Raw genomic sequence first — 26,818 nt, forward strand, 5'->3', positions numbered from 1 at the left:
CGACCGGGATGACTCGCGGGAATGACAAAACGCCGCCCGGGGGCCGGACGGCGTTTGTTGGCTGCCAATGCAGGGGATGATGTGACGAAGGGGAGGCCGCGGGAGCGCGGGCGTCTACACGTAGTCGCGGTACTCGGGCTGGAACATGCTCGCCTGGATGGTGGCTTCGAGGTCGGCGGGACGCGGCAGGTTGGCGACGTTGGCCTCATATGCTTTTTCGGCCACGGCGACGGCAATCCCGAGCGAGACGTCGCGGATCTTCGACAGCGGGGGATAGACGCGGCCCATCGCAAGGTCTTCCTTCGAGACGAGAGCGGCCAGCGTACGGGCCGAGGCGAGGAACATCGAGTCGGTGACTTCGGCGGCTTCGCAGGCGAGCGCGCCGAGGCCGACGCCGGGGAAGATGTAGACATTGTTGCCCTGGCCGGGGACGAGCGTGCGGTCGCCGAGCTTCACCGGAGCAAAGGGGCTGCCGGTGGCGACGATGGCGCGGCCTTCGGTCCATTTGTAGATGTCGGCGGGAACGGCTTCGGTCTGGGAGGTCGGGTTGGAGAGCGCGAAGATGACAGGCTGCTTGTTGAGCTCGCCCATGCGGCGGACGATGGCCTCGGTAAAGGCGCCGGGCTGGCTGGAAACGCCGATCAGCACGGTGGGTTTCACGAACTCGACGGCTTCGGCCAGCGTCCCGAGGTGGGCGGCGGCGTGGGCGTAGGGGAGCTTGTGGTGGGCGAGCGGGCGGCCGGGGCGTTCCTGCACGACGAGCCCCTGCGAATCGACGAACCAGCAGCGGGCGCGGGCCTGATCCTCGCCGAGGCCGGCTTCGCGGGCGGCGGCGACGTAGAGGTCGGCGATGCCGGTGCCGGCCTCGCCGGCGCCGAGGAAGAGGAGTTTCTGTTCTTCGAGCTTGCCGCCGGTGATGCGGAGGGCGCCGAGGAGGCCGGCGAGGGCGACGGCGGCGGTGCCCTGGATGTCGTCGTTGAAACTGCACACGCGGGTGCGGTTTTCGTGGAGGAGGCGGAAGGCGTTGGTGTTTCCGAAGTCCTCCCACTGGATCATGGTTTTCGGGAAGACCGCTTTGACGGCCTCGACGAACTCGTTGATGAACGCGTCGTACTCGGCGCCGCGCACGCGTTTTTCCGGCATGCCGGGGTAGAAGGGGTCGTTGCGGAGGGTTTCGTTGTCGATGCCGGTATCGAGCGAGATCGGCAGGCAGTAGGCGGGGTGAAGGCCGGCGCAGGCGGTGTAGAGAGCGAGCTTGCCGACGGGGATGCCCATGCCGGACACGCCGAGGTCGCCGAGGCCGAGGATGCGTTCGCCATCGGTGACGACGATCATGCGCACGTCCTGCACGGGCCAGTGACGGAGGATTTCGGCGATGCGGCCGCGGTCGCGGATGCTGAGGAAGAGGCCGCGGGGGCGGCGGAAATTCGAACCGTACTCGAGGCAGGCCTGGCCGACGGTGGGGGTGTAGACGATGGGGATCATCTCCTCGGCGTGGTCCTGCATGAGCTTGTAGAAGAGCGTCTCGTTGCGGGACTGGAGGGTGGTCAGGTAGATGTACTTCTCGATGGGGGTGGGCTTCTTGGCGAGCGCGAGCATGGCGCGCTCGGCCTGTTGCTCGAGCGTGAAGACGCGCGGCGGGAGAAGGCCGCGCAGGCCGAGTGCATCGCGTTCGCGCTCGGAGAAGGCGGTGCCCTTGTTGAGCACGGAATCGGCAAGCAGTGCCGTGCCACGAAGGTGGGCGCGGGGGCCGGTGGCAAGGAGTCCCTGGGTAGATGCAGTATCGGGCATAATTTTGAGTATTAAGGCCCGACAGGATGCCCGATCCGTTGCCGGGCGGCTGCTCATCTGTTGGCGTAGTCTGGGCGGGGACGGGATAGCGGGATCGGTTTTGTGCTGATGAACGCCTGCGAGGGAGGCCGGGGGGGCGGCAGAGGCGCGCGCGTTTGCCGCCGTCGCCTAGTGGCCGGGAATGGTGACGCGGGGCTGGCGGCGCGAGGGCGGGAGTTCCCAGAGCTGGCTCCGTTCGCGGGCGAGTTCCTTGCCGTCGGTGCCGAGCAGGCGGACTTGCCAGGCGGTGGGTGTGGCGGACGCGTCGGGCCAGTCCTTGCCGGTGACGCCGACGAGGAAGGGATTGCTGCCCGATTTCAGGTCGAGCGTGAAGAAGTGCACCTGCGGCTCGTCGGTATCGGGCAAAAGGAATTCGACGACGAGGATGGCGCCGGAGACGGTGGTGTCGGCCTTGACGCGGGTGGTGAAATAATAACCCGCTCGCGAACCGGTCTGGGTACGAAGGGCGCCGTCCTCCTTTTTCGGAGCATCCTTGCCCGCGAAAAACTCCCGGATCCGCTGGAAGGAAGTTTCGCTGCGATACCCGGGCCAGACATGGACAAACGAGGCCGAGGGTGCGCCGACGGCGAGGGGGGACAGGGAGGTCGCAAGAAAGAGGCAGATGAGAGCCGGAAAACGCATGGCGGCATTGGATAAAGGGCTCCGCGCCCGCGCACAAGCCAAGTTGCGCGGCGCGTCGTCACGCCGGGCAGGAAGCCCCCGGCGCCCCCCCGTGCCCCCGGGAGCGTTGCGCAGGCCGTGTTTTCGCTATCGCTCCGTGGCGCTTCCGGGCTTATGACTGGCGGCTTTTCCATCCGCCCATGAGCATCACTCCGTCTCCGTCCGCCGCCGCACCGGCACGTGTTGAAATCTGCGCGTTCCCGAAGGGAAAACGCATCGCCGTCACGACCAGCTTCGACGACGGGCACACGTTCGATCGCCGTGTGGTGGCCGCCTTCAACGAGTGGGGATTGAAGGGCACGTTCAATCTCAACTCGGGCAAACTTCAACACACCGGCAAGCCCGCGGTCGAAAACCCGGCCAAGGGCGTGCGCACGTACCTTGACGCTTCGGAAGTCGCGGAGCTGTACCGGGGCCACGAGGTCGCCGTGCATACGGTGACGCATCCGTGGCTCGACCGGCTCGACCCGTTGCAGATCGCACAGGAAGTGATCGAGGACCGGCGCGCGCTGGAAGCGCTCGTCGGCTATCCGGTGCGCGGCATGGCGTACCCTTTCGGAAACTACAACCGGCGCGTGATCGACGTGCTGCGTTCGCTCGGCATGGTGTACAGCCGCACGACTGAGAATGCCGAAAAATGTTTTCCGCCTGCCGAGCCGCTGGCATGGCCGGCGACCGCCCACCAGTATGCGGTGAACCAGGACGGCACCGTGCCGGAACGTTTCGCCAAATGGCACGCCAATCCGCGCGCGACCGGCGTGTTTTATGTGTGGGGCCACGCCTACGAATTCGACGACCGCGACGACTGGGCCGGACTGGAGCGCCTCTACAAGCCGCTCTCGGGCAAGCCTGACGTGTGGTACTGCACCAACATCGAGCTTTTAGACTACGAGGCCGCGCGCCAGCGGCTGGTGCTCTCGGCCGACCGCACGCTGGCTCAGAACCCGGGCGCGATTCCCGTGACGCTCAGCGTCGACGGCCGCCTCGTGGACGTGCCGCCCGGCGCGGTGGTGTCGCTGCGCGGGTGATTGCCGGCATCCGCGCCGTCGGTCCGTCGCGCCAGATGCCCTCGACGAGCGTCACGGTAGGGATTTTCGGGATACCGATGTCATTGCGGAAAAGCTGGCTGGCGAGCAGGTCCATGGCGGCCACGCCGATGGTGTGGTTGTCCTGCTCCATGCCGGCGAGTTGCCCGGCGTGTTCGCCGAGATCGAGCGTCGCGTAGCTCACCCGGTCCGGCACGCGGATGCGCTGCGCGCGCAGCCAGGCAAGCGGCCGGTCGGGCCAGAGGCCGATGACGGCGTCGGGATCATGCTCCGCGAGCCACCGGGAAAAAGCCGCCGCGCTGGCCGTGGTGTCGGCATCGTCATCGAAGAGAAACGGTGGCAGGACGGCGTCGCCGTGCCGCCACTGCGCGCCAAGGTAGCCGGTGACCCAGAGGTAGCGCCCGCGCGCGCCATAACGCTCCGCGATCGCCAGGCCGATGCGGCGGCAACCGGCGGCACGCAGCCGGGCGTAGCAGGTGGCGATGAGGTTGACGCTGTCGTGAACGGCGCGGTGGAGCGGCACCTGCCGGAAGCCGTATCCGATCGCCACGGACGCGTGGTTTTGCCAGTCGAGCGCGAGCGGGCCGTCGTCGCCCGACACGCCGGAGGCGAGCAGCGAGCCGCGCACGCCGCGGGCATGGAGCACGCGCGCCATCTGCCGCGCCTGTTCGCCGTGGTGGCCGAGCCACACGGGTTGCAGGTTAAAGCCGAGCTCCGCCGCGCGTTCGCTCGCGCCCTCGAACTGGTTGCAGACCGAGGGGAAGCGCCGCCACGCATGCTCGTCGTCGAAACCGGTCAGGAACGCCACCACTTCGCCGGTCGGTTTGAGCCGGTGGCGCTGGCGGACCTGCGCCATGAGGGCGTTGACAAGCGCGTTGGCGCGATAACCGCTCCGGCCGGCCGCGGCGAGCACGCGTTCCCGTGTCGTCGCCGATACGTTGGGCTGGTTGCCGAGAGCCCGCGCCACCGTCGCATGGTGCAGGCCCAGTTCCGCGGCCAGTTCTCGCACCGTCGGCGGATTCGTATGTGACGACAAGGTGGATACGGTTGACGGGGGCGTTTTCATGGCGGTGTGCAACACGAACAACGATACCGCTCCCGCCATGCAATGCGACAAGAATGCGACGTGTCGCAGTCCGCCGCCGTTGAGCCTTCCCGATCCCTCCTGCAGCTTGTCTGCACCCGATAGCCAAACCCGTCAGCGTCATCACGTCACCGCCATGAAAACCCGAATCCTCAAGCCTCTTGCCTTCGCCGCAACGCTCGCCCTTGGCAGCGTCTTTGCAACCGTCCCCGCCGCGCGCGCAGCCTACCTGTTCTACACTTTCGACACTGCGCAGGATGGTAACGGCGCGTTTACATTGGCCGCCTCCGGCAACGATGGTTTTGCCTCCGCTCCCGAGGTGGTCTATTCCGGCGGCAAGCTGTCCGAGACGGGCGGCAGCGCCGCCTATACCGATCCGGAGGAAAACACATGGTCGGGCAGCGGCGGCGCCGCGACTCCCGGCCATTCGATCGGCTGGGGCAATGGCACCGGTAATTTCTTTTACGTCATCCTGAACATGACCGGACTGAAAGACCTGAAGGTGAAATTTGATATTCGTTCGGCCGGATCGAGCATCCCGACTGCGTTCACCTCCATTATCCATCGTGTGGACGACGCGAATCCGACAGCGATCAACGTGCCGCTGACTTTCCCGACGGGCGACAATCGCTTCTACACATGGACAGCGGATTTTTCATCGGTGACGGCCATCAACAACCAGTCGTTCGTGAAGCTGATCTGGTATATCCCCAACATTTCCAGCAGCGCCAGCCTGCGCATCGACAATCTCGAATTCACGGCCGTTGCGATTCCCGAGCCTTCCGCCTCTGTGGCGGCCTTGGCCGGCGTTATCGGTCTGTGCGTCGTGATGTGGCGCCGCCTGCGCCATTGACCTGCTCCCCGTCATCGTTGTACCCGGAATGTTCTTTTCGGGAACGCCTCCCGTCCCCCCCGATTATCTCCCATGAAAACATCCCCTCTCACCCGCCTCCCGTTGGCCCGGCAGGGTTTCACCCTGATCGAGCTGCTCACCGTCATTGCAATCATCGGCATCCTCGCGGCCATCCTCATCCCGACGGTCGGGCGCGTTCGCCAGAGCGCGCGGGCCGCCACTGTCGTCAGCAACCTCCGGCAGATCCACGCCGGCGTCATGCTCTGGGCCGGCGACAACAAGGACCGCTACATGCCTGCCAAAGGGAAAGCCGTGAGCGCTTCCCTTGACTGGTACTGGTATGGCCGCAAATACAGCACCCAGCCCGAAGTGTACGAAACTCCCCTGGGCAGCTACATGAACATCGCGGTGAAAGACTGGAAGGCGATCAACAAGATCACCGTCAGTCCGCTCAATCAGCGCGATACCAGCATCCCCACGAGCAGCGCCTACGGGTATCCCTACCGCGTGAATTATTGGGTGATGGTGCACGAGGGGGGACCCGGCGGAGCCCCTAAAAAACCCGTTCCGATCTCAAGTCTCAGTGCGCCGTCGCGCATTATCATGATGTTCGATTCCTTCGCCGATGATGGCAAATGGAGCATGGGCAGCGGAGCCCTCGGCACGATGGCGGATCGCATGGACGCTCCCTTTGGAGGCAAAGGCCACGTTCTCTGGGCTGACGGTCATGTGACTCTCGCGAAACCGGAGGCCCTGACCGAAGACATGCTCATCCCCTGACGAACCGCCCTTCCGCTCCCGGCTCGTGCCGCCTCACCCTTTTCCGATGATCGCCGAACTCCACCCTGCGGTGAAACGACAACCGCAGCCACGGACTCTGTGCGCTTTCGCACAACGCCGTTATTTGACCTATCCGCATGCCAATGGCTTTGCGGACGGCGGACGCAGCCTCGTGTTCGGACAACGCGATACGAACGAGTACAGCCTCTGGAAACACGATCTCGTCACGGGCGCCGAACGTCACATCTCCACTTGGCCACGCGCGCTCTGCCCTGGCGACATGCTTTGGTTCGACATCGCTCGCCACGTCAATCGCCTCGCTGTTGTCACAAAAAATACGCTACACATCATCGATCTCGGATATCCCGGTTCCGCCCCCGTTCCCGTCTACCGCCCCTCCACCGCCGCGACCCTCATCCCGCTTCCCTCTATCACCGCCGACGGCACCCGCGTTATCCTCGGCCAGCGTACCGGCATCAACGGCCACGCCTCCATCGACCTCATTGAAATCTCCCTCCCTCCGCCCGCACGCCTCACCTGCTCCATCCTCCACCCTCCCCCCCGTCCTCTCGCACGCTTCGACTGGCCCGCCAATCATTTTCATCTCTGCCCCGCCGACGAAACCTGGATCGGCTTGTGCCACGAGGGTCCCGCTCTCCAGGTTGCCGCCCGCGTCTGGGCCTGGCATGCGCAACACGCTCCGCGCGGACGTCCTCTTTTCGACAATGCCGCCGCCGGCCTCGCCATCGGACACGAACGCTGGGCCTTCCATTCCCCCTGCACCTACGCCGTCGCCTACGGCGAAAGCCCGCGGGAACCCAGAGGTGTGTATCAGATTTTTAACGATGCCCGCCCGGCCCGCCTCATCAGCGAAGGCAACCGCGACTGGCACGTCTCCCCCAGCCACTGCGGACGCTGGCTCGTCATCGACACCACCGGCCCGCACGATGCCCCCGGACGCGGCTGGGAAAACGCCGCCAGCATCAGCGACATCCTCCTCATCGACACCGCCACAGGCCGCCGCCATTTTCTCGCCCGCAGCCGCCTCCGCCACGACTGCCATCTCCATCCGCATCCCGTTTTCAGCCCCGACGGCTCCGCGATTTTCTACAATGAATCTTCCCCCGACGCCACCGGCCACCGCGTGCTCTCCATTTCCAATCCCTGGATAAACGACTGATCCAGCAACGTACCTCTCCCTGAACCTTCAAGCGCATGAAACCGCACACGCTACTCTTTTTCCTGCTCGCCTTCGTTCCGCTGACAACCCGCGCCGGCCTGCCGCCCGTGGAAGAACAGGATATCAACGCAGGACGCCACACCTACACCGCAGGCTGGGATTCCCTGATCCCCGAATCTGCGGGAGAACGCGCCAGAGCCGCCGGCACCTTCTTCGGTGACGCCGAACACGTCTCCGGTTTCAGCGTGGGCAACGACACCGCCAACGGCATCCGTACGGTCAACGTCCGGCCCGGAGTAAAAACAGCCGTGCTCGAATACAAATTCGACTTCGGCCGGACCTCCTCGCGCGTGATGCGCATGAGCGTGCGGGACATCCTCCGCCTCGAACCGGAGCCGGGCAACTGGGCCGCGATCACGGTGTATTGGCAGGCCGACGACAAGGGACCGTGGATCGAATTGCGTTCGCTCAACAGCACGCGTTTTGTCGCCCCGCCGGCGCGCACCAGCGAGGTGATCCTGCCTGCTCCGGCGGCGGTGATCCGGTATCGCGTGGAGTTCGCCTCGGAAAAGCCGGTCGCCCACAAATGGGGACGCGCCCGTTGGAACTATCTTAAGAAAGACGCCGCCGCCGACTCCGCCTTCCGGATCGATTTCACCCTGGCGAAGGCGGGGACGGGCGCTGCGAATACACCGGCGGAGGTCCAAACCGCGCCGCCGGACGGAGAAAGCCCGTGGGGGATTTCCTCGCACCCCTTGCGCAACACCGAATGGGATCACCTCGACACGCTGGTCGAACGGGTGGGCGAGGCCGGGATGACCTGGCTGCGCGAGGATTTTTCCTTTCCCCGGATTCTGACGCGGGGAGGGGAGCGCGACTTCTCCAGATTCGACGTGCTCGTGGACCGTCTCGGGCGGGCCGGCGTCGGCACGGTTGGCATCCTGACCGCTTACGACAGCGATCTCCGCAATAAAGGTCATGGAGATATCGTGCCCATCCACGAACATCCCGAAGCCTGGCGCATCTACGTGCGCGCCATGGTCGGCCGCTACCACGACCGCGTGCGTCATTGGGTCATCTGGAACGAACAGGACGGCGGATTCTGGTTCCCCAAACCCGACGCTGTCCAGTACACAAAAATCCTCAAAATCGCCCACGACGAAATCCGTCGCATCGATCCTGATGCCAAAATCATCACCGGCGGACTTGAGTATTGGAATACCGGATATCTGCGCGACATGTATCTCGCCGGCGCTGCGGGAAACTACGATGTCATCGGAGTCCATCGCTACGGGCCCGGCCCCGATGCCAGCCCCCTTGTGCGTCGCACCCTGCGCGAATTCCGTGCCCTCATGGCCGAACACAACGAATCGCACATCCCGGTGTGGCTCCTCGAAAGCGGCGGCAGCACCTTCCAGTCTCCTCTCCTCGCGCAACAGCCTCGTTTCCTCGAAAAATCCATCCGTGACGCCCTTGCCCGTATCGGGCGCGCCCCCGCGCCCGGAGCGCCGCTTACCGCCGGACTCGCACTCTCGCCCCGCATCACCCCCGCCCAACACGACGAAATCGACACTACCCGCCGCTGGCTTCCCGGCGTTACCCTGCGCCTCGTTCCGTTCGGGCAACTCTCCACGCTCTCGGCCGACGACTGCCCCGTTCTCGTCATTGAAAACGGCCTTCACATCGACGCGCCGCTGCTTCCCCGCCTTCAGGACTGGGTCAAGCGCGGCGGCCTCCTGGTGCTCATCGGCCACCCGCCGATGTATGTCCTCCACACGCAGGACGCCAACGGCATCTGGCAACGCCGCGACGCCGTCGGCGAAACTTATCCTTTGTTTCGCATGGCCTTTGCCGCGCACTGGAACCGAAAAGGCATCCCGGCCCAGACGGAGAACGTTTATGTCCCCGACGCCGCCCTTGCCGCAGGCGTCCCTCCTGTATCCGGAATCTACGTCAACCGCTTTTTCAGCGCCGACCGCCTGCAGCCTGGCGACACCTTCATCCCGCTGCTTGGCATCCGCAACTCCAGGGGCGAACCCGTTCCCGACGTCGCGGCCATTGCCCTTCACACCTACCACGACTGGAAAGGCGCGGTCCTTGCCAGCGCTGTTTCCCTTGGCGGCGGCCTGACCGAGGAAGAGCAGGCCACGCTTATCCCCCGCATGTACCTGAGCTACCTTGGCACGCCTGAATCCGGCGTCGAAAGAATCTTTACCTATGATCTCCACGACGACGGACAGAAACGCGGCGAACGCGAACACAACTTCGGTCTCGTCCGCTGGGACTGGTCACCCAAGCCGGCTTTCCACGCCTATGCGGAAATGACGAAAGCACTCGGGGCGGCTCCGAAATTCGTGAAACGTCTTTCATCCGCGGATACATCCGCCTGGGCGCTTGTTTTCCGGCGCCCCGGGGACAATCGCCTCGTGCTGGCGGCATGGACGACAGAGGCGGACGGACGTTTCGAGGTGACGGGAGCCGGCATCACCGTAACGGTTTCCGGCGACGTTGTCCGTTATCGGGAACTGCCGGAGGACGCCGATCCGGCGGCGTTGCAAATCCGGTTCTGACCGGCACGGAAGGAGCGCGGCGCGGGACGACCGGCAGCGGGCCTTATGCGATAAACGCATGACGGCAGCCGCGACTTTGCATTATGCGTGCGGTCCACAGACGTGGTATCGTGGGGCTTGTCGTCGCAACCGCTGCGGCCATATTGATACCGTTATCAACCGAATCCGAATCGAGGACCCGTCATCATGAGCGTTAAAATCAAGGTTATCTTCCACAGCCTCTATGGCCACGTTTATCAACTCGCTGAAGCCATCGCCGAGGGCGCGCGTTCTGTGCCCGGCGTCGAGGCCGAGGTGTTGCAGGTCGCCGAAACCCTGCCCGATTCCGTTCTCGAAAAGATGGGAGCGCTCGAAGCCAAAAAGGCGTTCGCCCACATCCCGGTTGCCGATCCGAAAACGATCGCCGAAGCTGACGGACTGATCTTCGGCACGGGCACGCGCTTCGGCAGCGCAACGGCACAATTGCAGGCGTTCTTCGACGCGACCGGCGGCCACTGGGTCAAGGGGGCGCTCGTCGGCAAGGCGGGCGGCGTTTTTGCCTCGACCGGCACCCAGCACGGCGGACAGGAGACGACGCTGATCAGCATGCAGACGTTTCTCTTTCACCAGGGCATGGTGGTGGTCGGTGTGCCGTATGCGGCGCAGGAGTTGACCAACATGAAGGAGATCACCGGCGGTACCCCTTACGGTTCCACGACGCTGGCGGGGGCGGATGGCAGCCGGCAACCGACCGAAAACGAACGCGCCATCGCCCGCTACCAGGGCAAGCACACCGCCGAAGTCGCCGCGAAACTCGCGCGGAAATAATGGCGGAAGGGGAGGGATTCGAACCCCCGGAACCTTGCGGTTCAACTGTTTTCAAGACAGTCGCGATAGACCACTCTGCCACCCTTCCGGTCTGCGAGCAGACCGGAAGTGGAGCCAACGCAAGCCGTCAGGTCAACCTTGCTCGCCGGGTCATAAGCGGGATTCCGCGACTCGTCCGCAGAATGTCTTTTCGCAAACGAGGATATGAATGAAGAGGATATCATGCGGGCATACGAAACATGGTATGATGGCTGAACCCCGTCTGGCGGAGAACCGGTTACGGACAGGCCGATCCGCCGGATGAACCGGTTCCGGTGCTTCATGTGGCGAAAAGCGGTCCGCTTTGGGTATCACCGTCCCCACACCGCGCACGAGAATCGCTTGACGAGATCGGCGTGGACCATGCGGACAGCTTGAGCGGGGGTTTCCGGCGCATGGGGGTTCTCCATCAACTCGGTGGCGGCATCGAGTACAGCGTCCGCCATGGTGTCGTGATGGACGTCGAATGTCGTCAATGCGGGCATGAGCTCCGCTGCCGCGGGTACGTTGTCAAAACCGATCAGACTCACCCCGCCGGGCACCGCAAGTCCCGCCGCTTGCGCCGCGCGCAACCCGCCCATCGCCAGCCAGTCGGAGCCGAACACCAGGGCCGTCGGACGTTCCTCCGCCGGAAGCGCCAATAGCGGAGCAAGCGCGCGGATCGCGCCCTCTTCGTTAATATTCGCCGCAGACAAAGCCACTCGCCACGCATCCGGAGAGATCAGTCTGAACTCGTTCACTGCTTCGGCGAAGCCCTCGATGTATCCGCGATGGTGCAGGGATTCCCATCCTCCCGCGATCAGCGCGAAACGCACATGTCCGAGCGCCGCCAGGTATTTTACGGCCCGATACGCAGCCGTCTTCGTGTCCACTGTCACGCCGATCTGGCGCGGACCGCCGGGCAGGCTTTGCAGGCAGACGGCGGGGACCGATCCGTCGCGCAGCACGGCGAGCGTATCGTCATGAAAATGTCCATACGTTATGATCACATCGGAGACCTGTTCCGCCACGTGCGCGGCCAGGTCCGCCGCCATCGTCGCTCCTGCGGCCGATCCCGGCTCGGAAAACTCGCGCATGGTCAAAAAAATCCCTCGCGCCTCCGCCCGCCGGTGCAGCGCCCCGATGGTGGCCAGCGCGGCCGGGTTGATATTGTGATGGGGGTCCGGATACGGAGAGAAGAAGATCTCGACGCGCAGGCGCGGATGCGATTTGAGGCGGCGCGCCGTGGCATCGGGCACATAGCCGATCTTGCGCGCCATCGCCATCACGCGTTGGCGTGTCCTGGCGTCGACGCGGTCGCGATTGTTCATCGCGCGCGACACGGTGCTGATGCCCAGCCCCAGGCGCGCGGCCAGTTCCCGGATGCCCGGCGGGCGGGCGTCGGCGGTGGCTGTGCCGCCGATCGCCTGCTGTGATTTCCGGGAAGAAGAGTCCCTGCGTCTCCGGCCCTGTCCGGAGCCGACGATGCTGCCTGACGAAGTGAGTGCTGGAGTCGTGTCGTTATCGGGAGCCACGGTCTGCATGACGCCAACCGCGGCACAGGATGACAAGTGTGATTCTGAAAGGGAGCATGCTTTCAATGTAATTTTATGGTTACTTAACATATTTTTATAGATAAAGTTAAAAAGAGGAAACGTTTTTACAATTGACCAAAGATGCATTATGGGGAAACGTTTCCACATCCAGATCCCCGATCTCTTGACCGGAAGGGGTCTGGTACATCCAAAAACCCGATCCACACCCAACCATGAATATCAAGTTCTCACCCGGACTCCCTGTTCTGCGTGTCGCCAGCGTCGGCGCACTGGCACTCCTCGTCGCGGCATTCACCTCGGCCCCTTTGCTGGCGGCGGATCCGCAAACCCTTGTCGCCAGTCAGGACACTTTTATCCACGGCGGAAATCAGACTACGAATTACGGCAATTCCACGAGTCTTGCGCTTGCCGGTCGCGGCGTGTCCAACGCCCGGAAAATCTATCTCGGCTTCGATCTGTCCGGGATCGATTCCTCTGTGGCATTCGATGCGTCTTCCACGTTTTCACTCACGCTGACGAATTCCTCATTCCTGATCGGAAACGCCAACGGTTCGGTTACAATCAACGTGTATGGAACAACCGATAACACCGCACCTTTTAGCGAAGCATCGGTCACCTGGAATAATGCTCCGAAGAACAATACGAGCAACAGTACCGGTTTCTGGACAACCGGTGTAACACTTTTGGGATCGATCACCATCGACTCGACCAGTGTGAGCGGAAACACCACTGTCACCCTGAGCGGCCTCGGATTGTCCAATTATCTGAACTGGGCAATTGGCAACTCCGGCGATCTTTACGGCACGGGAGCCACGCAGGCGAACAGCAAGAAGATTACTCTCATGCTTGCTGTGGATGCCGCCTATGGCGGCACGGACTATCCGGGATTCAACTTCCATTCCTCGGAAGCCGGCGTGGCGGACGCCCTCAAACCGACGCTCACGCTCAGCACCAGCGAGATTCCCGAGCCGGCTACGATTGCCATCATTGCCGGAGTGGCCGTCCTCGTGGCTGGCGCGTTCTGGCGTCACTCTTGCCGTCGTCGTTAATTGGCGAAGAAATCCGATCCCCCGTCTCCCGTCACCAGCGAACGGTTCACCTTCTCTCGATGATCACTCTCACGCCCCTCGCCCCGGTTGAGTCACAGACCACGCACCGGACTCCCGGCCGGAAGGCGAACGCGTCTGGTGATCCGCTCGATGCGGCAAACGAAGGTGTATCCACAATTTCATTGCAACATACTCGTCCGGACGCGCCCGGGCTTCTGTATTCGCGCCCGGTGCGCCTGCCAGACTGGAAGCGTTGTTGTTACTACGCGCCATTCCAGCGTCACGCGATCAATCCTGCGCTCGACCTTTGGCCCGAAGGCTACAACCAATGCCATCCGTTGCCCCTCCGCAACCGTACAGAGCTCCGCCAGGCAAAACGTGGAGGCATGTTTGCCATTTTCGGGCTCACCGATGGATCGTTTCTCGCCCTGCTTCCTCTGGTCGGAATGAGGACCGCTGCGTGGCTCCGTGGCGATCCGGATGCGGAATTGCAAATCGATGTCGCGCATTTCGGCTCCCACCACACAGCCTTCACCGGAGACATTCCCCTGCTGGTCTCCGCGTGTGCTGCCACGCCTTATGCCGCCACCGCCCGCGCGTGGAAGCTGGCCTTGTCGCATCCCCTGATGCGTGCCGCCGGACGCCTGCGCCACGAAAAGGAATACCCGGAAGTTTTCGAATACCTCGGATGGTGTTCGTTTGAGGAATACAAGCTCGACATCAACGAAGGCATCATCACCGGCGCCTTGCGTTCCCTGGCCGCCTCGCCGGTTCCGGTTCGCTGGGCGCTGATCGACGATGGCCATATCGACGATGGCAGCCGCGCCACCGATCCGCTCATGCAGACCCAGGAAGGCGCGGATGGCGGTCCCGGTCAGGTTTCTGCCACCATGCAGGCCCGCCAGTTGCACAGCGCCCGGCCTCACCCTGAAAAATTCCCGCATGGCTGGGCTCCCGTCCGCGCCGTAGCCGACGCCGATCCACGTCTGCGCTGGCTTGGACTCTGGCTCAACTACAATGGCTACTGGGGTGGCATCGCACCCGATCACCAACTCGGTGCGGACATCGACCGCCATCTCATCGCTCTCGATCCGGATGATCCCGGCTCGGCCCGGCTTCCTGGCGAAAAGCCCGGTGATGCCGAAGCATTTTATGAAGCGTTCACGAAACCGGTTCACGAAGCCGGCTTCGACTTCATCAAGGTGGACAACCAGGCCGCCAACCTCCGTTTTTACGCCGATTCTCCAGGCGTGCAAAACGCCGTCGCCGCTGCCGCCAGCTGCCGCCATGCGCTCGAAAAAACTGTCGCCGGCCACTTCAAGGCGATCATCGGCTGCATGGCACACAACAACCTGTACATTCTTCACCAGCCCGTGTCGCAGGTGATGCGATGCAGCGAGGACTACAAGAAAGAAGATGCCTGGCGCGCGAAGCACCACCTGCACAATTCCTTCGGCAACATGCTCTGGATGGGCCAGACCGTTTGGGGCGACCACGACATGTTTCACAGCAGCGACCGGGTGGCCGGCGCACTCATGGCCCGCAGCAAGGCGATTTCCGGCGGTCCCGTTTATCTCTCGGATCATCCCGATCATTTTGCCAAGGAGCTCATCGCTCCGCTCCATCTTGCCGACGGCCGCATCCTGCGTCCGCTGGCGCCCGCGGTTCCCCTGCCGGAGAGCGTATTCATTGATCCGTACGAAGATGATGAGGCATACCGTGTCATCGCGCCCCTCCCGCACGACTGCGCCGCGCTGGCCGCCTGGAATCTCACTCATCCCGAAAAAACGGTGCGTGGCGCATGGCATATGGATGACCTCCAGCACCGTGACGCCATGCTCGCTTCAAGTGGCGCGGGAGTCCCGCCCGCTGGTTTGGAAATCACGGGCGGGACACCCGTGCCCCATTTCGGAAGCGGGCGGGACGCCCGCGCCACACCGGGTCGGCAAGTCCTCCTCTACGACACGCTCACCCGCACCGTCCGCCTTCTCACGTCCAACGACGCGGAAGTTGCCTTCACGCTCGCGCCGCTCACCGACGCCTTTGTTATCATGTCGCCCGTCGTTCGAGGATGGGCACTCATTGGCAATCCCGAAAAATACCTGCCCCCCTCTTTTGTCTCACGATTCGAAATTTCATCTGACGGCACCGCCATCACTCTTGCCGGAGCCGAAGCAGGTTCCGTTCTCGTCTGGCATACCCGTTCAGGGCTGCGCCAGATCGACGTTCCATCTGGTCAACAGCCCGTTACCATCAACCAATAATCCGTCGCCATGAATCCCCGTCCCCAAACCAACATCGTACCGCATCGCCTGTCGGGCCATGCCTTCACGCTCATCGAGCTTCTGACCGTCATCGCCATCATCGGTATCCTGGCCGCTATTATTATTCCCACGGTTGGCAAAGTCCGGGATTCTGCTCGTTCCGCACAATGCCTCAGCAACCTGCGTCAGATGGGACTCGCGGCGCGCCTTTATGCGGAGGACAACAAGGGGAAACTCATGCCCGCCGACTATAATTTCCCAAGAGGACTCTGGAAATACACAGGCCGGTCAGACAGCCGCCTTCCTCAAATTAGTGGCGATCCTCCGCCGGATCTTAAAGGGACTATCTTTGAATGTCCCAAAGTGTATTCCGACAAGCTGACTCCTCGCCGGAGTTACGGTGTGAATTATTGTTTTGGTCCCGACTACGTGGTCGAGACAAGTGCGCAGAGCGGAAAGATCGTTCTTCTGTCCCGTTTCGAAATGCAGTCACGAACCCTGCTTTTTGGCGATCTCGGCAGAGGCACAAGCGCGACAAGCAATCTCCATCCCGGCTCCCTGAATGGTCGTCACAACGAAAAGGCCAACGTCGTCTATCTCGATGGCCATGCTGCCGCCTTAACCATTACCGAGGAAATACGTGCAGATCCTCCGCGTATAACCTTCTGGCTCGGATACGAACGCTGACATCCGGCCAGTACTCGCTCCTGCTCCCCTGGCTGCCTTCCCGGAGGAAGATGTAGTTTTTTTTCTGCCATCTCAAAACGGGATTTTCTCCCCGGTCCTTTTATGAAATTTTTTTTGAATCTGTCTTCCGGATACAACAGGCATTTGTCTTTGGCACGCCTGTTTCCCGTCCACCTTGCTCGCCATGCTGCCCGGGCAGGCTCCCTGCTGCTGGGAATTACGACCGCTTGCTGTATCGGGGCGGTGCAACCAATCGTCGATCTTGCTGATGAAAGCACGGTCATCGGTTTTCGATTCAAGGATCACGGCCAGAGCGGCCAGATCACCCGACTCGGGGAGCGGCCCGCGTTAAAGGTGGAATGGGATGGTACGCAAAAGGCCTGGTGCGAATTTGGGTTCAGGCAAAAGCCGGAGGTTCCTGACTTCATCCGGGCTCGCATGATCATTGATGTTCACGTACCGGACGATAACCGGGCCACCCTGCTTACGATACGCCTGGAAGACCGCGACGGGGAAATCTTTCAGTTCAGGCAGGACATCCCGGACGGAACCACGGGTTGGGGGAAAATCGTGTTCGAAATGGATATCAACCAACCTCCCTCCGGGAGCTGGGGGGGAAAACCGGCCAACAAAAGAATCGATCTGCCGGTAAAAGTCTCGGGCATTTCGATCGGCTACAAGGACCGGAAATCGACCGGCACATTGGGCATCGGCAAAGTGGCGATGGAGGTTGTCAGTGGTCCGGTGAGCGCCGGCCTTGAGACGGGAAATCCACTCCACGTGGTCAAACCCGGCGAGGAAGATCTGCTCGGTATCCGCATCTCCAATCCCGGTACGGAAAGCACCCGTGTCAGTTTCCACTACGCCATCGCCTTTGCCGGAAGCGACGATGCCGACGAACCTCACATCCAGGAGCTGTCACTTCGCCCACGGGAGGAAACCGTCGTCCCCCTTCCGCACCCTTCCAGGTATGGTGTTTACAAACTCCGTTTCAAGTTGACGGACGATCAGGGAATGCTCGCGGAGAACACGCTGAGTTATTGCTACATGCCGCCTGCCGGTCCGGTTCCCGGACAGGCCAGAGGATTCCTGTTCGGGATAAGCGAACACCCGCAATGGTATCCGCGCGAGGAGCAGGACTTGATGGCCATGGCAGCTGCCTGGGCCGGCATCAAGGTTATCCGGGATGGTATCGACTGGCGGAAAATGCAACCGGCCAAAGACCAGTGGAGATTCGACAGTTTCGATTTCTTTCTGGAGGTCTTCGCGAAATATGGCATCGAGCTCGCTCCTACCTATCCTGGCCCACTTCCCCAATGGGCGACCGCTGCCGACTGGAAGCCGGCCAAGCCTGTCAATCGCGGACGTCCGCGCCCTGATTATGGATACTGGGCGGAGTTTGTCCGGACGTTCGTCGAACGATATAAAGGTCGTATTCGTTTTGTTGAGACATGGAACGAGCCCGATTTGCTCTCCTTCGCCAATTTCACTCCGGAGGAATATGTCCGGTTGATGGAAATCGCCTACAAGGAAACGAAAAAAGTTGATCCGGGCATTCAGGTACAATCCGGCGGCTTCACGACCTTCAGGCTGGATCCATCCGCAACTTCCGATCCGAGATTCATGGAAAAATCCGTCCGCAACGGGAAAGATTTTTACGACATTTTTGCATTTCACGGACACGGCCCTTTCCACCGCTATGTGATCAATCTCGGAAACCTGGCCGAAATGCGCACTTCGCTGGGCGACACCAAACCATGGTGGGCCAACGAAACCGCCATCTCGACCGTCCATGCCGGAGAAATCGGTCAGGCCGAAACCCTGTTCCGGAAATTCCTCTACAGTTGGGCGCACGGAGCCATCGGCTACAACTGGTATAACCTCCGCAACAAGGGCTTCGACCCGAAGAACAACGAGCACAACTTCGGGCTCATCACCAAAGACTTTTATCCCAAACCCGCTTACGTGACCTACAACATGCTGGCGCGCTACTACCGGGAGGGCGAATTCATCCGTAGTGTTGATCCGGGCACGGGTCAGCACGGGTACCTGTTCCGGGGAAAATCAGGAGACTATCTGCTGGCCAACTGGAACGGCGACCCGGCTGCGGGCGATATCCGTCCTGTCATCATCAACGGTGTTACGGGCAAAGCCTTCATCATTGATCTTTGGGGCAACGAAACCCCTGTCGAAATTGCAAACGGCACATTGATTTTGCCCGTTACACGGCGTCCATCGACACTTCGCATTACGAACCAGACCGGCGAACCGTCCATCATCGGCGAACTGTTTGGAACCAGGGGAGAATTCACAATTCTACCCGGAACGAAGCGTGATTTTGCTCTCACGCTCAACAATCCTGGTCAACGCGAACTCACCTTTGACCTGAATTTCTCCGCCCCGTCCGGAATCAGGATCACTCCTGCACAGAAGACAGTCACCCTTCGTCCGGGCCAAAGCCGGGATATCGTTTTTGATGTGTCGGCGGATGCCTCCTCTCCTGTTTCCTCCAGGTCTGATGAGAGGGACATCGTGCAACTCAACCTCCGCGCAGGGCAACTCTGGCAGGGAACATTTGACTACAAAGTCAGAACAGCCACGCGCATCCCGAACGGGAATTTTTCCAAAGAACCCAACTTTGTTCTCAACAACGTAAGCCAGGTAACGTCGCTCGTCGTCAACGAACCTTCATCCGCTCATCTTTTCTGGAAAGGTCCGGAGGATCTTGGCGCGAAAATCTGGTTGAGCGAAAAAGACGGGCGCTTGTTGCTGAAGGCGGTCGTGACGGACGATATCCATGTTCAGCCTTATTCGGGTCCGGAAGTCTGGAACGGAGACAACATTCAGTTTGGATTCAAAATTCCCGGCCAGGAACCCAACTGGGAAATAGGGCTCACTCATCTTGCCTCCGGTCGCTCCGAAGTCCACATCTGGCAGGCACCCCGCGGTCGCTCCGTCCATTCTGTATCCGAAAAAATCTCACTCAAAACGCGACGTGATGAACCGGTAAAACAAACGATCTACGAAGCAGAAATCCCGCTCGACATCATTGGACTGGACAGGGAAACCGCCCGACACGGCTTCAATTTCAACCTTCTGGTCAACGACAACGATGGCACGACACGTGAAAGTTACATCTCCATCGCCCCCGGTCTTGGTCGCGGCAAGGCAACGGAGGATTGGCCCGTCGTCGTATTTGACCAATGACAGGGGTATAGTCTCCCCTTCCTCTTGCATCAGCTAAACATATGGGTAGCTCGTCCTGTTTTCTTTTTTCATATTTTACCGGCAAGGGGCAGGAGGGTCTCCGGCTTGCTGCAAGCCGGGACGGCCGTTCCTGGGCTCCGCTGGGGAACGATCATGTTTTCCTGAGGCCACAGGTCGGCGAATCAAAGTTGATGCGCGATCCGCATCTGTTTGCCGGACCGGATGGAGTATTCCATCTGGTCTGGACGACATCGTGGGACGGGCAAACCATCGGTTATGCGTCCTCGCGCGATCTCATCCACTGGTCCGCACAACGTGCGCTCCATGTCATGGCCAACGAGCCGGGGTGCCGGAACTGCTGGGCTCCCGAACTGGCTTTCGACGAGTCCTGCGGCGAGTTCGTGATTCTCTGGTCATCCACGGTGGAGGGACGATTTGAAACCACGGCAGGCAGTTGCGAAGACGGCTACAACCATCGCCTCTACGCTTGCCGCACCCGTGACTTTGTCACGCTGTCACCCGCGCAACTGATGTTCGATCCTGGTTATCCGGTGATCGATGGATCGCTGGTGCGGCGGGGCGATTTCTGGTATCTGATTTACAAAGACGAAACGCGTCATCCCGAACCCCGCAAATACCTGCAATGGGTGTCCGGACCGTCTCCCTTCGGCCCGTGGTCCGCGCCTTCCGGTCCGATTTCACCCTCATGGGTCGAAGGACCGGCTCCGCTGGAGAAAGACGGGTACTTGTGGGTTTACTACGACGTCTATCGTGAAGGCCGTTATGGAGCTGTCCGGACGCGTGATTTTGTTACATGGGAGGATGTGGAAGGTGTCGCCATGCCGCGCGGAGTACGCCACGGGACAGCCTTGGCTGTGCCAACGGAAGTCGTTTCCCGGATGTCTGCATCCATCGATATCGGCACGTTGTGAGGCACTGACCCGGACGGGTTGGTCGCAATACTTCCCGGTGAACGGAATCTTTACGAAGAGGAAACTCCGGTGCTGTGAAAAAGTAGCGGCAGGCATCCCTGCCTGTCGGGCGAGGGGACTCGCCTCAAACCGGCGATGCTTTGCATCGTACCCACATGCCGGTTCACCGAAAATGAATACGTCGGGGTACTCATTGATGTGAGTGGCATTCCGCTGTCGTTCGCGCAGGCGCAGGATAGCGTCCGGGGGAATAAATGAACCGCTGTTCCGATAATTCCGTCACCGGCCGGCCATCGCTTGCCTGTTCGCCCTTGCTGCCTGAGATAACCGAGCCGGAAAGAAGTATTCCGGTCCAGGATTCCTTCGATGTGCTGGTCTGCGGAAGCGGTCCCGCCGGTATCGCCGCGGCGCTTTCGGCGGCGCGAGCCGGAGCGCGCACCTGCATTGTCGAAAACGGCGGCTGTCTCGGTGGTGTATGGACCGCCGGGCTCCTGACCTATATTCTCGATGCCGGGAACAAGCCCGGTATCACCCGCGAAATCCGAGAGCGTTTGCGCGAACGCGGCGCGCTCGCACAATTGCATGATCTATATGACGTCGAGGCGATGAAGCTTCTTCTGGAAGAGCTTTGCGAACTGGATGGCGTCCACGTGCGGCTCTATACCCGGCTGGTCGCCGCGAGGGTTGAAGAGAGGCGTGTCACCCATGCGGTCTTCGAGTCGAAAGAGGGACGCTTTGCCCTGGAGGCCGCGCGTTTTGTCGATTGCACCGGCGACGGCGATCTGGGGGCGTTTGCGGGTTGCGGGTTCGATTTCGGGCGTGATTCCGACGGACTTACCCAGCCCATGACCCTGATGGCGATCATCGCCAATGTTCCTTTCGCCTGCCTGCACGGGGATCACCCGTGGGGACCGTTTCTTGCCGAAACCAAGGACCGGTTGCGCGAAATGCTGACGAGCGCGGGCTTTCAGCCTTCCTACGCGAAACCCACGATCTTTCCTCTGCCCAACGGACTGGGAGCGCTCATGGTGCACCATGCCTATGAAATGTCGGGACTGAGATCGACCGACCTCACCGCCGCCACGCTCCAGGGCCGCCGCGAGCTCCATCAGGCAGTCGCTGCCATGCGCCGCTTCGGTCCCGGGTGGGAAAACCTCGTGCTCGTCGAGAGTGCCGCCCATATCGGGGTGCGCGAGGGGCGTCGTCTGCACGGCCGTTACCGGATTGTCGCCGATGACATTGCGGAAGGGAAGACGCATCCCGACGCCGTTGCCCGCGCGACCTTCGGTTTCGATGTTCACAGCGTGCGCCGGAGCGACGGTGGCGGTTATGGTTGCGACGGACTCGGGAAGCACCCGCAGCCCTACGATATCCCGCTGCGCGCGCTGATTGCCCGCGATCGTGACAACCTGCTCATGGCGGGACGCTGTATCAGTGGCGATTTTCACGCGCATGCGAGCTATCGGGTAACGGGCAACGCCACCATTACGGGTGAGGCGGCGGGCGTACTCGCCGCCGTGTCACTGTGCGATGACACCACGCCCTTCCAGGTGGAATTCTCCCGCTTTTTCCGCGCGCTCCATGACGTGCGGGAGTGTGCGGCATGCGCGGTGACAGCAGGGTAAAACCGGCATGTTCCCCGTCTTTCCCGATTGCGGGAAGATAGCCGCGTCATGATCGGACGACGGCTGGCTTCGTTATGAACCGGCCAGCTCGTTGGTATTCATGCCTGGTGCAGGCCGGGAGGCATATTGCGGCGAGCGACAAATCAAATCAGGAACGGAGAACGCGAGGGCGAGGATATCGTGATTCCTACGCTCAGCGCGCGACGAGTTTCATGTCGTCGAAGTACAGAACCGTGTCCGGCAAGGCGGAGCCTTTCCAGCCATCGGCGTAGATTACGAAACGCGTGATGCGGCTCCAGCCTCCGGGGGATTTGTTCGGGGCGAACCGGGTGAAGGGGACGACAACCTGCCGCCAGCCGGTCCAGTCAACCGTGAACGTATGGCGGTAGTAACTGCTCCGGTCGTCCGGGATGTCGGTGCTCCGGGGGGAGGTGAGTACGATGCTGAGCTGTTGTCCGTTGTTCGTCTCCGAATACAGCCAGAAAACAAGCGCCTCGTAAGCGGACCAGTCGACGGGGACATCGGCCAGTTGCAGGTGTTTGTTCACGGGCAGGTCGCTCCATCTTCCGGAGGTTTTCCCCTGTTTCACCCGTTCGGGAATGGAAACGTATTCGAGAGGGCTCTTTCGGGGATTGGAGGGACGCAACCACTGGCGTTGTGCGTGAGGGATTTCGAAGTCACTGAGGAGGAGTTCCTGAGGGGCAGTATCGGCGGCGGTGACGGCGATTGCGAGGATCGCGGAAGCGAGGAAGGCGCAGACGGCAATGCCATAACGGACGGGAGACAGGAGCGGCAGGCGAGCTGTGTTTGTTTTCATGGGAGATCGGGTTCGGGATGGAGAGTCCATGTCGTGGTCCAGGTAAAAGTGTCGCCGGGAGCGATGTCGTAGCGGGTGAAGAGTTCGGGGCAGAAGACCCGGCGGGTGGCATAGAATGCGAAGCGAACGGCGGGAGTGTCGTTCGCGATCGTTATCCCGGTACCGAAGCGTCGGTGGATAACCCGGACAAAGGCGTCGGCGGGTTGCAGGCAATCGACGCTGAAGGTGAGCTTGTCGTCTTCGGCAAGTTCCCGGGCCAGGCGGAGGCGTCCACGCGCAAGCAGGAGCGGATCGGCGCCCATGATGCGGGTGAGAGGCAGGCGGGGCGGGAGCAGGAGGAGGTAGTCGGTGCCGACGGGGACGCGGCCGATGGAGATGAAGTTATGGCCGTAGTGGTGGCCGGACAACAGGCGGGCGCCGGTGTTGGTGAGATGGCGGCGGATGATGAAAGCATCCCCTGTAACCGGAATGGTGATGTGTTTTTCGAGGGTGCAGGATGTGCCGTCGGATGAGGCCGGGCTTTGCCAATGGAACGTGAGGGCTGTGGTGAATTGTCGCCAGGTCCAGTGGCCGGCATCGGCGAGAACGGAGGCGTGTTCGTTCTGGCGGATGAGGCCGACGCCGATTTTGAGGGAGGTGGTGTCGCCGGTTTCGTCAGACACAAATTCTTCGGCGGTGCCGGCAGCGCTGTCGGGGGAATGCGGGTCGTGCGAATCGAGGTGGGCGCCGAGGAGTTCGAGGCCGCGCCATCTCGCGGAGAGCATCATGCCGGACCAGTCGAAGCGGGTGGAGCGGTAGTAGCCATGAGCGGCTTCGGGAAGCGTGACCGTGAGGTCGATATCGCCGTGACGGAGCCGGGCGACCGGGAACGGGTGGGCATCGTCGCCCTTGGCGGCGGAGAGAGCGAAGAGGAGAAGCGGGATGAAAAACAGGGGCAGACGAGGGTTCATCGTGCCGTGGTGATTTTTACGGGGAGTTCGCCGCCGTCTCCGGGGAGGGCAATGACGAGGCGCTGGATTGATTGATGCCTGGAGGAAGCGAGCTGGCCGGAGTGGTTCGCTGGCCATTCGATGATCACACTTTTGCCTGCGGGGTCCTTGGGGCGGAAAAGGATGCGGTTGGAGGCGGACGTTTCGAGGGTGGCTCCGTCACGGGCGACGAGCGGGAGGTTGAGGAATACTTCGCGGATGGGTTCGACTGCGCGAAGGCGGATGATGATCGTCAGGATGTCGCCGGTTTGCGAATACTGCCAGACGAGATTGCCGAAAGGATTGTCGAGTTTTGCATTGATGGCGAAGGTAACAGTGGCGCCGGCTGCTGCCGCGCCGGTGCCGGGATCAGTGGAGGTGGAACGTTCCTTGCCGGTGTGGAAGAACCGCCCGGATGCATCGCGGCCGTAGATGCAACTGAAGAGGAGATCCTCGGGGCGAGTGATCCGGGCGGTGGCCGAGGGAGCGAAGGGAGCGCCGCCATTGATGAAGGAGCCGAGTTCCCGTGTCCAGAGAACGGTGGGGCCGCCGCCCATAAAGTTGTCGAGGCGACGGGTTGCGCCTTCGACATCGTAAAAGACGACGCCATAAAGATCGCTTCCTTTCCAGGCACGCAAGCCGGGCAATTGCCAGATCCGGTCGCTCTCCTCGAAGGGCAGGCGGGCGGGAGCGGCAGTTTGCGGAAGGTCATACGCCTTGAAGAGATGGGGAAAGAGATTTCCGTAGTTGAATTTCCACGCACCATAGCCGCGAGCGAGCCCCTGCTCCACGACCTTGCGAATCCAGTCGGGGTTGTTGGCGATATAGCTGGCGTTGGTGGCATCGTTGCCGACACCCTGCCGGGGCTGGCGCGAGAGAGCGGCGCGGGCGGCGGCGAGAGGGAATTCGGCCCTGGTGATGTGATCGGTGCCCCAGATGGCATGGGCGAAAGGGATGGTTTTGCGTGTGTTGACCGAACCTGGCGAGACGACGCCGCCACCGGGCTGGGGCAACCAGAAAAAACTTCGCAGGCGAAGATTTTTACCGATCGCCTCCCGCATGGTCGAAACGATCTCGGGCGAGGCCGCGGGGAGTTCGCGGTAGATATGATAGCAGGCGGCCATGTAGGCGGCATTGACGGCGTCGTAGTTTCCGTCCGGCCCGTAATTTTCCAGATAAAATCCGGCGGGATGTTGTCCGAATTTTGAATCCGGCGCATCGCGACCGGCGGCAAGGAAGGCGCGCATCTGGTGCTCGAAGTAGCCGAGAAAGCGGGGTTCGCGGGTAACGTGGTAAACCTGGAGGTGGGCAAGAATGATGTGAAGCCACTGGTTGGACATGTAGGCGCGGAAGTCGGCAAGTTTGTCGCCCACGGCCATGACAGCTTCACGCCACAGGGCCTCCGCGTCGGAGGGCAATCCGGGATTCGTTTTGAGGAGCTGCAGGGTTTCGGCGAGCTCCATGTAGACGAAGAACACGTGCGTCATCGGGTAGCGGGTCTCGATGAGGGTGCGTTCGCGGACGAGGTCGTCGCCTTGCAGGCTGACGATGTTGGAGAGGGCGGAAAAGGTGGCTCGGGTGAGCAACTCGTCCGTGCCACCCGCGGGATTGAGCGGGGAACGGAAGGCCCAGGCGGCAGCTAGGGCGGAGGGGATGCGGACGGAGGCCTTGTCGGTGGGAAGGAAGTGGGTCCAGTTGGGTGTGAGGCGGGCGGCCGGAGAGGTCCATGTCCACCCGAAGAAAGGGCTGGCAGGATCGAGGTTTTCGTTTTGCAGGCGGAGCATGTGCTCCAGGTTGTTGAGGGGAGCGTAGTATTTGCCGAAGGCGAGGGCTTGTCGGGCCAGTTCACGGTCGCTGGCGGCGAGCGTAGCCGGAATGCGGTCGGGCATGTGCCAGGCAGTAACGATGTCGGGATGGATTTTGTGGACGTTGCGCACCATCCAGTCGCGGGCGCGGGCTTGCAGGGGGCCGGCGGTCCAGAGTCCGTGGCTTTTGATGGCGCCGCCGCGGAGTCGCCGGGCGGCTTCCGGATCCGGACAGAGGAGGCCGGGGGCGCCTTCGATGACGAGTGCTCCGGCGGCGGTAAAGGTTTCCGGAATTTTTACTTGGCAGATCGTGTCAGGGGACGGTTTTTCCCAAAGAAGGCGGGCGGGGCGTTTTACGGGGTCCGGAGCGGGAGTGGCGACGAGTCGCCCGGCGCCGTCCCGGAGTTCGAGCCCTGCGGGATCGCCGGCTTCGATGCCAACCAGCAGCGTGACAGCGCTGTCGGGCAACCAGAGGAAGGCGCTGCGCGGTGTGGTTTTTGTGACGCCGAGAGCCATCTCGCCGCGTACGCCCCAGGTGTCGGTTGCCGGCAGGCGGAATTCCACCATGTCTCCCTGGCGTCCTCCGGTGAAGGATACACGCCAGATGCCGGCGCTGGCGGGTGCGTCTGTTGGCAGACGGATTTCATGAATCGCCACGCCGGTTTGCTGGCCGGAGAAACTTTCGATGGCGACGAGATTGCCGTCGGGATTGAAGATGCGCATGTGGGCGGCGGGTTCCCAGGGCTGCGCGTCCGGGATGACGGTTTTGCGGGCAACGATGATCCGGTCTGGCCCGCCTTTGGCATACTCGGCCAGCATGCCGACTCCGCGAACCCCGCCACTGAGGACCTGGATGCGCATGCGCTGGACAAGCGGGAGCCCGCCGGCCTTGTCGGCAGGGATCAGTGCAACGTCATCGGCCGGAGTGGAGACGAGGGCTTCGGGGCCAGCCTCGACACCGGTTTGGGAAAACGCGGGTGTGAATGCTGCGAACTTCAGGGCAAGACCACCAAGGAGTACGGAAAAAGCGGGGCGCATTTTCCGCAGGGACGCAGAGAG

General features: G+C 62.0%; 19 protein-coding genes and 1 tRNA gene. 12 read left to right on the forward strand and 8 right to left on the reverse strand.

All coding sequences use genetic code 11. From position 1 onward, the window contains the following. Positions 1–114: 114 nt before the first annotated feature. Both OPIT5_12665 and OPIT5_12670 read right to left on the reverse strand, forming a co-directional pair. Entirely contained in the window at positions 115–1,791 is a 1,677-nt protein-coding gene (locus tag OPIT5_12665; protein ID AHF90934.1) for an NAD-dependent malic enzyme, read from the reverse strand. 168 nt (positions 1,792–1,959) lie between these two features. Next, on the reverse strand, positions 1,960–2,472 hold the full coding sequence (locus OPIT5_12670) for a hypothetical protein (GenBank protein AHF90935.1): 513 nt from the start codon (positions 2,470–2,472) through the stop codon (positions 1,960–1,962). Positions 2,473–2,651: 179 nt separating this feature from the next. Between OPIT5_12670 and OPIT5_12675 the strand changes: the two genes are divergently transcribed. Continuing rightward, positions 2,652–3,539: a polysaccharide deacetylase gene (locus OPIT5_12675; GenBank protein AHF90936.1), complete on the forward strand. Its 888-nt coding sequence runs from the start codon at positions 2,652–2,654 to the stop codon at positions 3,537–3,539. Here the strand turns inward: OPIT5_12675 and OPIT5_12680 are convergent. Further along, entirely contained in the window at positions 3,478–4,623 is a 1,146-nt protein-coding gene (locus OPIT5_12680) for a transcriptional regulator (protein ID AHF90937.1), read from the reverse strand. The genes OPIT5_12675 and OPIT5_12680 overlap by 62 nt on opposite strands. Positions 4,624–4,777: 154 nt before the next feature. Here OPIT5_12680 and OPIT5_12685 point away from each other — a divergent pair, with 154 nt between their 5' ends. The 5 genes from OPIT5_12685 (at position 4,778) to OPIT5_12705 (ending at position 10,831) form a co-directional block, all read left to right on the forward strand. Continuing rightward, the gene (locus tag OPIT5_12685) at positions 4,778–5,494 is read left to right on the forward strand and encodes a hypothetical protein (GenBank protein AHF90938.1); all 717 of its coding nucleotides are present in this window, start codon (positions 4,778–4,780) and stop codon (positions 5,492–5,494) included. A 72-nt stretch (positions 5,495–5,566) separates the two neighbouring features. Then, the gene (locus tag OPIT5_12690) at positions 5,567–6,274 is read left to right on the forward strand and encodes an N-terminal cleavage protein (protein ID AHF90939.1); all 708 of its coding nucleotides are present in this window, start codon (positions 5,567–5,569) and stop codon (positions 6,272–6,274) included. 46 nt (positions 6,275–6,320) lie between these two features. Further along, complete coding sequence (locus OPIT5_12695) at positions 6,321–7,454, forward strand: hypothetical protein (GenBank protein AHF90940.1); 1,134 nt, start codon at positions 6,321–6,323, stop codon at positions 7,452–7,454. A gap of 35 nt (positions 7,455–7,489) precedes the next feature. Next, a complete protein-coding gene (locus OPIT5_12700; GenBank protein AHF90941.1) occupies positions 7,490–10,024 on the forward strand; it encodes a hypothetical protein in 2,535 nt (844 codons plus the stop codon). Positions 10,025–10,210: 186 nt separating this feature from the next. Further along, positions 10,211–10,831 carry an NAD(P)H quinone oxidoreductase gene (locus tag OPIT5_12705; GenBank protein AHF90942.1) on the forward strand — a complete coding sequence of 207 codons (621 nt, stop codon included), beginning with the start codon at positions 10,211–10,213 and terminating at the stop codon, positions 10,829–10,831. On the opposite strand, the gene OPIT5_12710 is transcribed toward OPIT5_12705, so the two are convergent. Beyond that, positions 10,832–10,919 (reverse strand) — tRNA-Ser (locus OPIT5_12710). It abuts the gene before it with no gap. Between the two features lie 262 nt (positions 10,920–11,181). Further along, positions 11,182–12,393, reverse strand: a complete 1,212-nt coding sequence (locus tag OPIT5_12715; GenBank protein ID AHF90943.1) for a LacI family transcriptional regulator — start codon at positions 12,391–12,393, stop codon at positions 11,182–11,184. A gap of 224 nt (positions 12,394–12,617) precedes the next feature. Between OPIT5_12715 and OPIT5_12720 the strand changes: the two genes are divergently transcribed. The 6 genes from OPIT5_12720 to OPIT5_12745 all read left to right on the forward strand — a co-directional run bounded on the left by OPIT5_12720 (position 12,618) and on the right by OPIT5_12745 (position 22,169). After that, a complete protein-coding gene (locus OPIT5_12720; GenBank protein ID AHF94341.1) occupies positions 12,618–13,454 on the forward strand; it encodes a hypothetical protein in 837 nt (278 codons plus the stop codon). Positions 13,455–13,513: 59 nt separating this feature from the next. After that, on the forward strand, positions 13,514–15,718 hold the full coding sequence (locus tag OPIT5_12725) for a raffinose synthase (GenBank protein AHF90944.1): 2,205 nt from the start codon (positions 13,514–13,516) through the stop codon (positions 15,716–15,718). Between the two features lie 9 nt (positions 15,719–15,727). Then, the gene (locus OPIT5_12730; GenBank protein AHF90945.1) at positions 15,728–16,405 is read left to right on the forward strand and encodes an N-terminal cleavage protein; all 678 of its coding nucleotides are present in this window, start codon (positions 15,728–15,730) and stop codon (positions 16,403–16,405) included. Between the two features lie 102 nt (positions 16,406–16,507). Beyond that, on the forward strand, positions 16,508–19,612 hold the full coding sequence (locus tag OPIT5_12735; GenBank protein ID AHF94342.1) for a hypothetical protein: 3,105 nt from the start codon (positions 16,508–16,510) through the stop codon (positions 19,610–19,612). Between the two features lie 41 nt (positions 19,613–19,653). After that, positions 19,654–20,544, forward strand: coding sequence for a beta-galactosidase (locus OPIT5_12740; GenBank protein ID AHF90946.1), 891 nt, complete (start codon positions 19,654–19,656; stop codon positions 20,542–20,544). Between the two features lie 254 nt (positions 20,545–20,798). Then, positions 20,799–22,169, forward strand: a complete 1,371-nt coding sequence (locus OPIT5_12745) for a glucose-inhibited division protein A (protein AHF90947.1) — start codon at positions 20,799–20,801, stop codon at positions 22,167–22,169. A 193-nt stretch (positions 22,170–22,362) separates the two neighbouring features. Here OPIT5_12745 and OPIT5_12750 read toward each other — a convergent pair whose 3' ends face one another. Genes OPIT5_12750 through OPIT5_12760 form a run of 3 tightly spaced genes read right to left on the reverse strand, consistent with a single transcriptional unit; the run spans position 22,363 to position 26,665 of the window. Continuing rightward, positions 22,363–22,935, reverse strand: coding sequence for a sugar-binding protein (locus tag OPIT5_12750; GenBank protein AHF90948.1), 573 nt, complete (start codon positions 22,933–22,935; stop codon positions 22,363–22,365). A 47-nt stretch (positions 22,936–22,982) separates the two neighbouring features. Then, positions 22,983–23,936 carry a hypothetical protein gene (locus OPIT5_12755; protein AHF94343.1) on the reverse strand — a complete coding sequence of 318 codons (954 nt, stop codon included), beginning with the start codon at positions 23,934–23,936 and terminating at the stop codon, positions 22,983–22,985. Continuing rightward, positions 23,933–26,665, reverse strand: a complete 2,733-nt coding sequence (locus OPIT5_12760; protein ID AHF90949.1) for a hypothetical protein — start codon at positions 26,663–26,665, stop codon at positions 23,933–23,935. Before OPIT5_12760 ends, OPIT5_12755 begins: the two co-directional genes overlap by 4 nt. Between the last annotated feature and the right edge of the window lie 153 nt (positions 26,666–26,818).

It is taken from the genome of Opitutaceae bacterium TAV5 (assembly GCA_000242935.3).
Taxonomy (GTDB): Bacteria; Verrucomicrobiota; Verrucomicrobiia; order Opitutales; family Opitutaceae; genus Geminisphaera.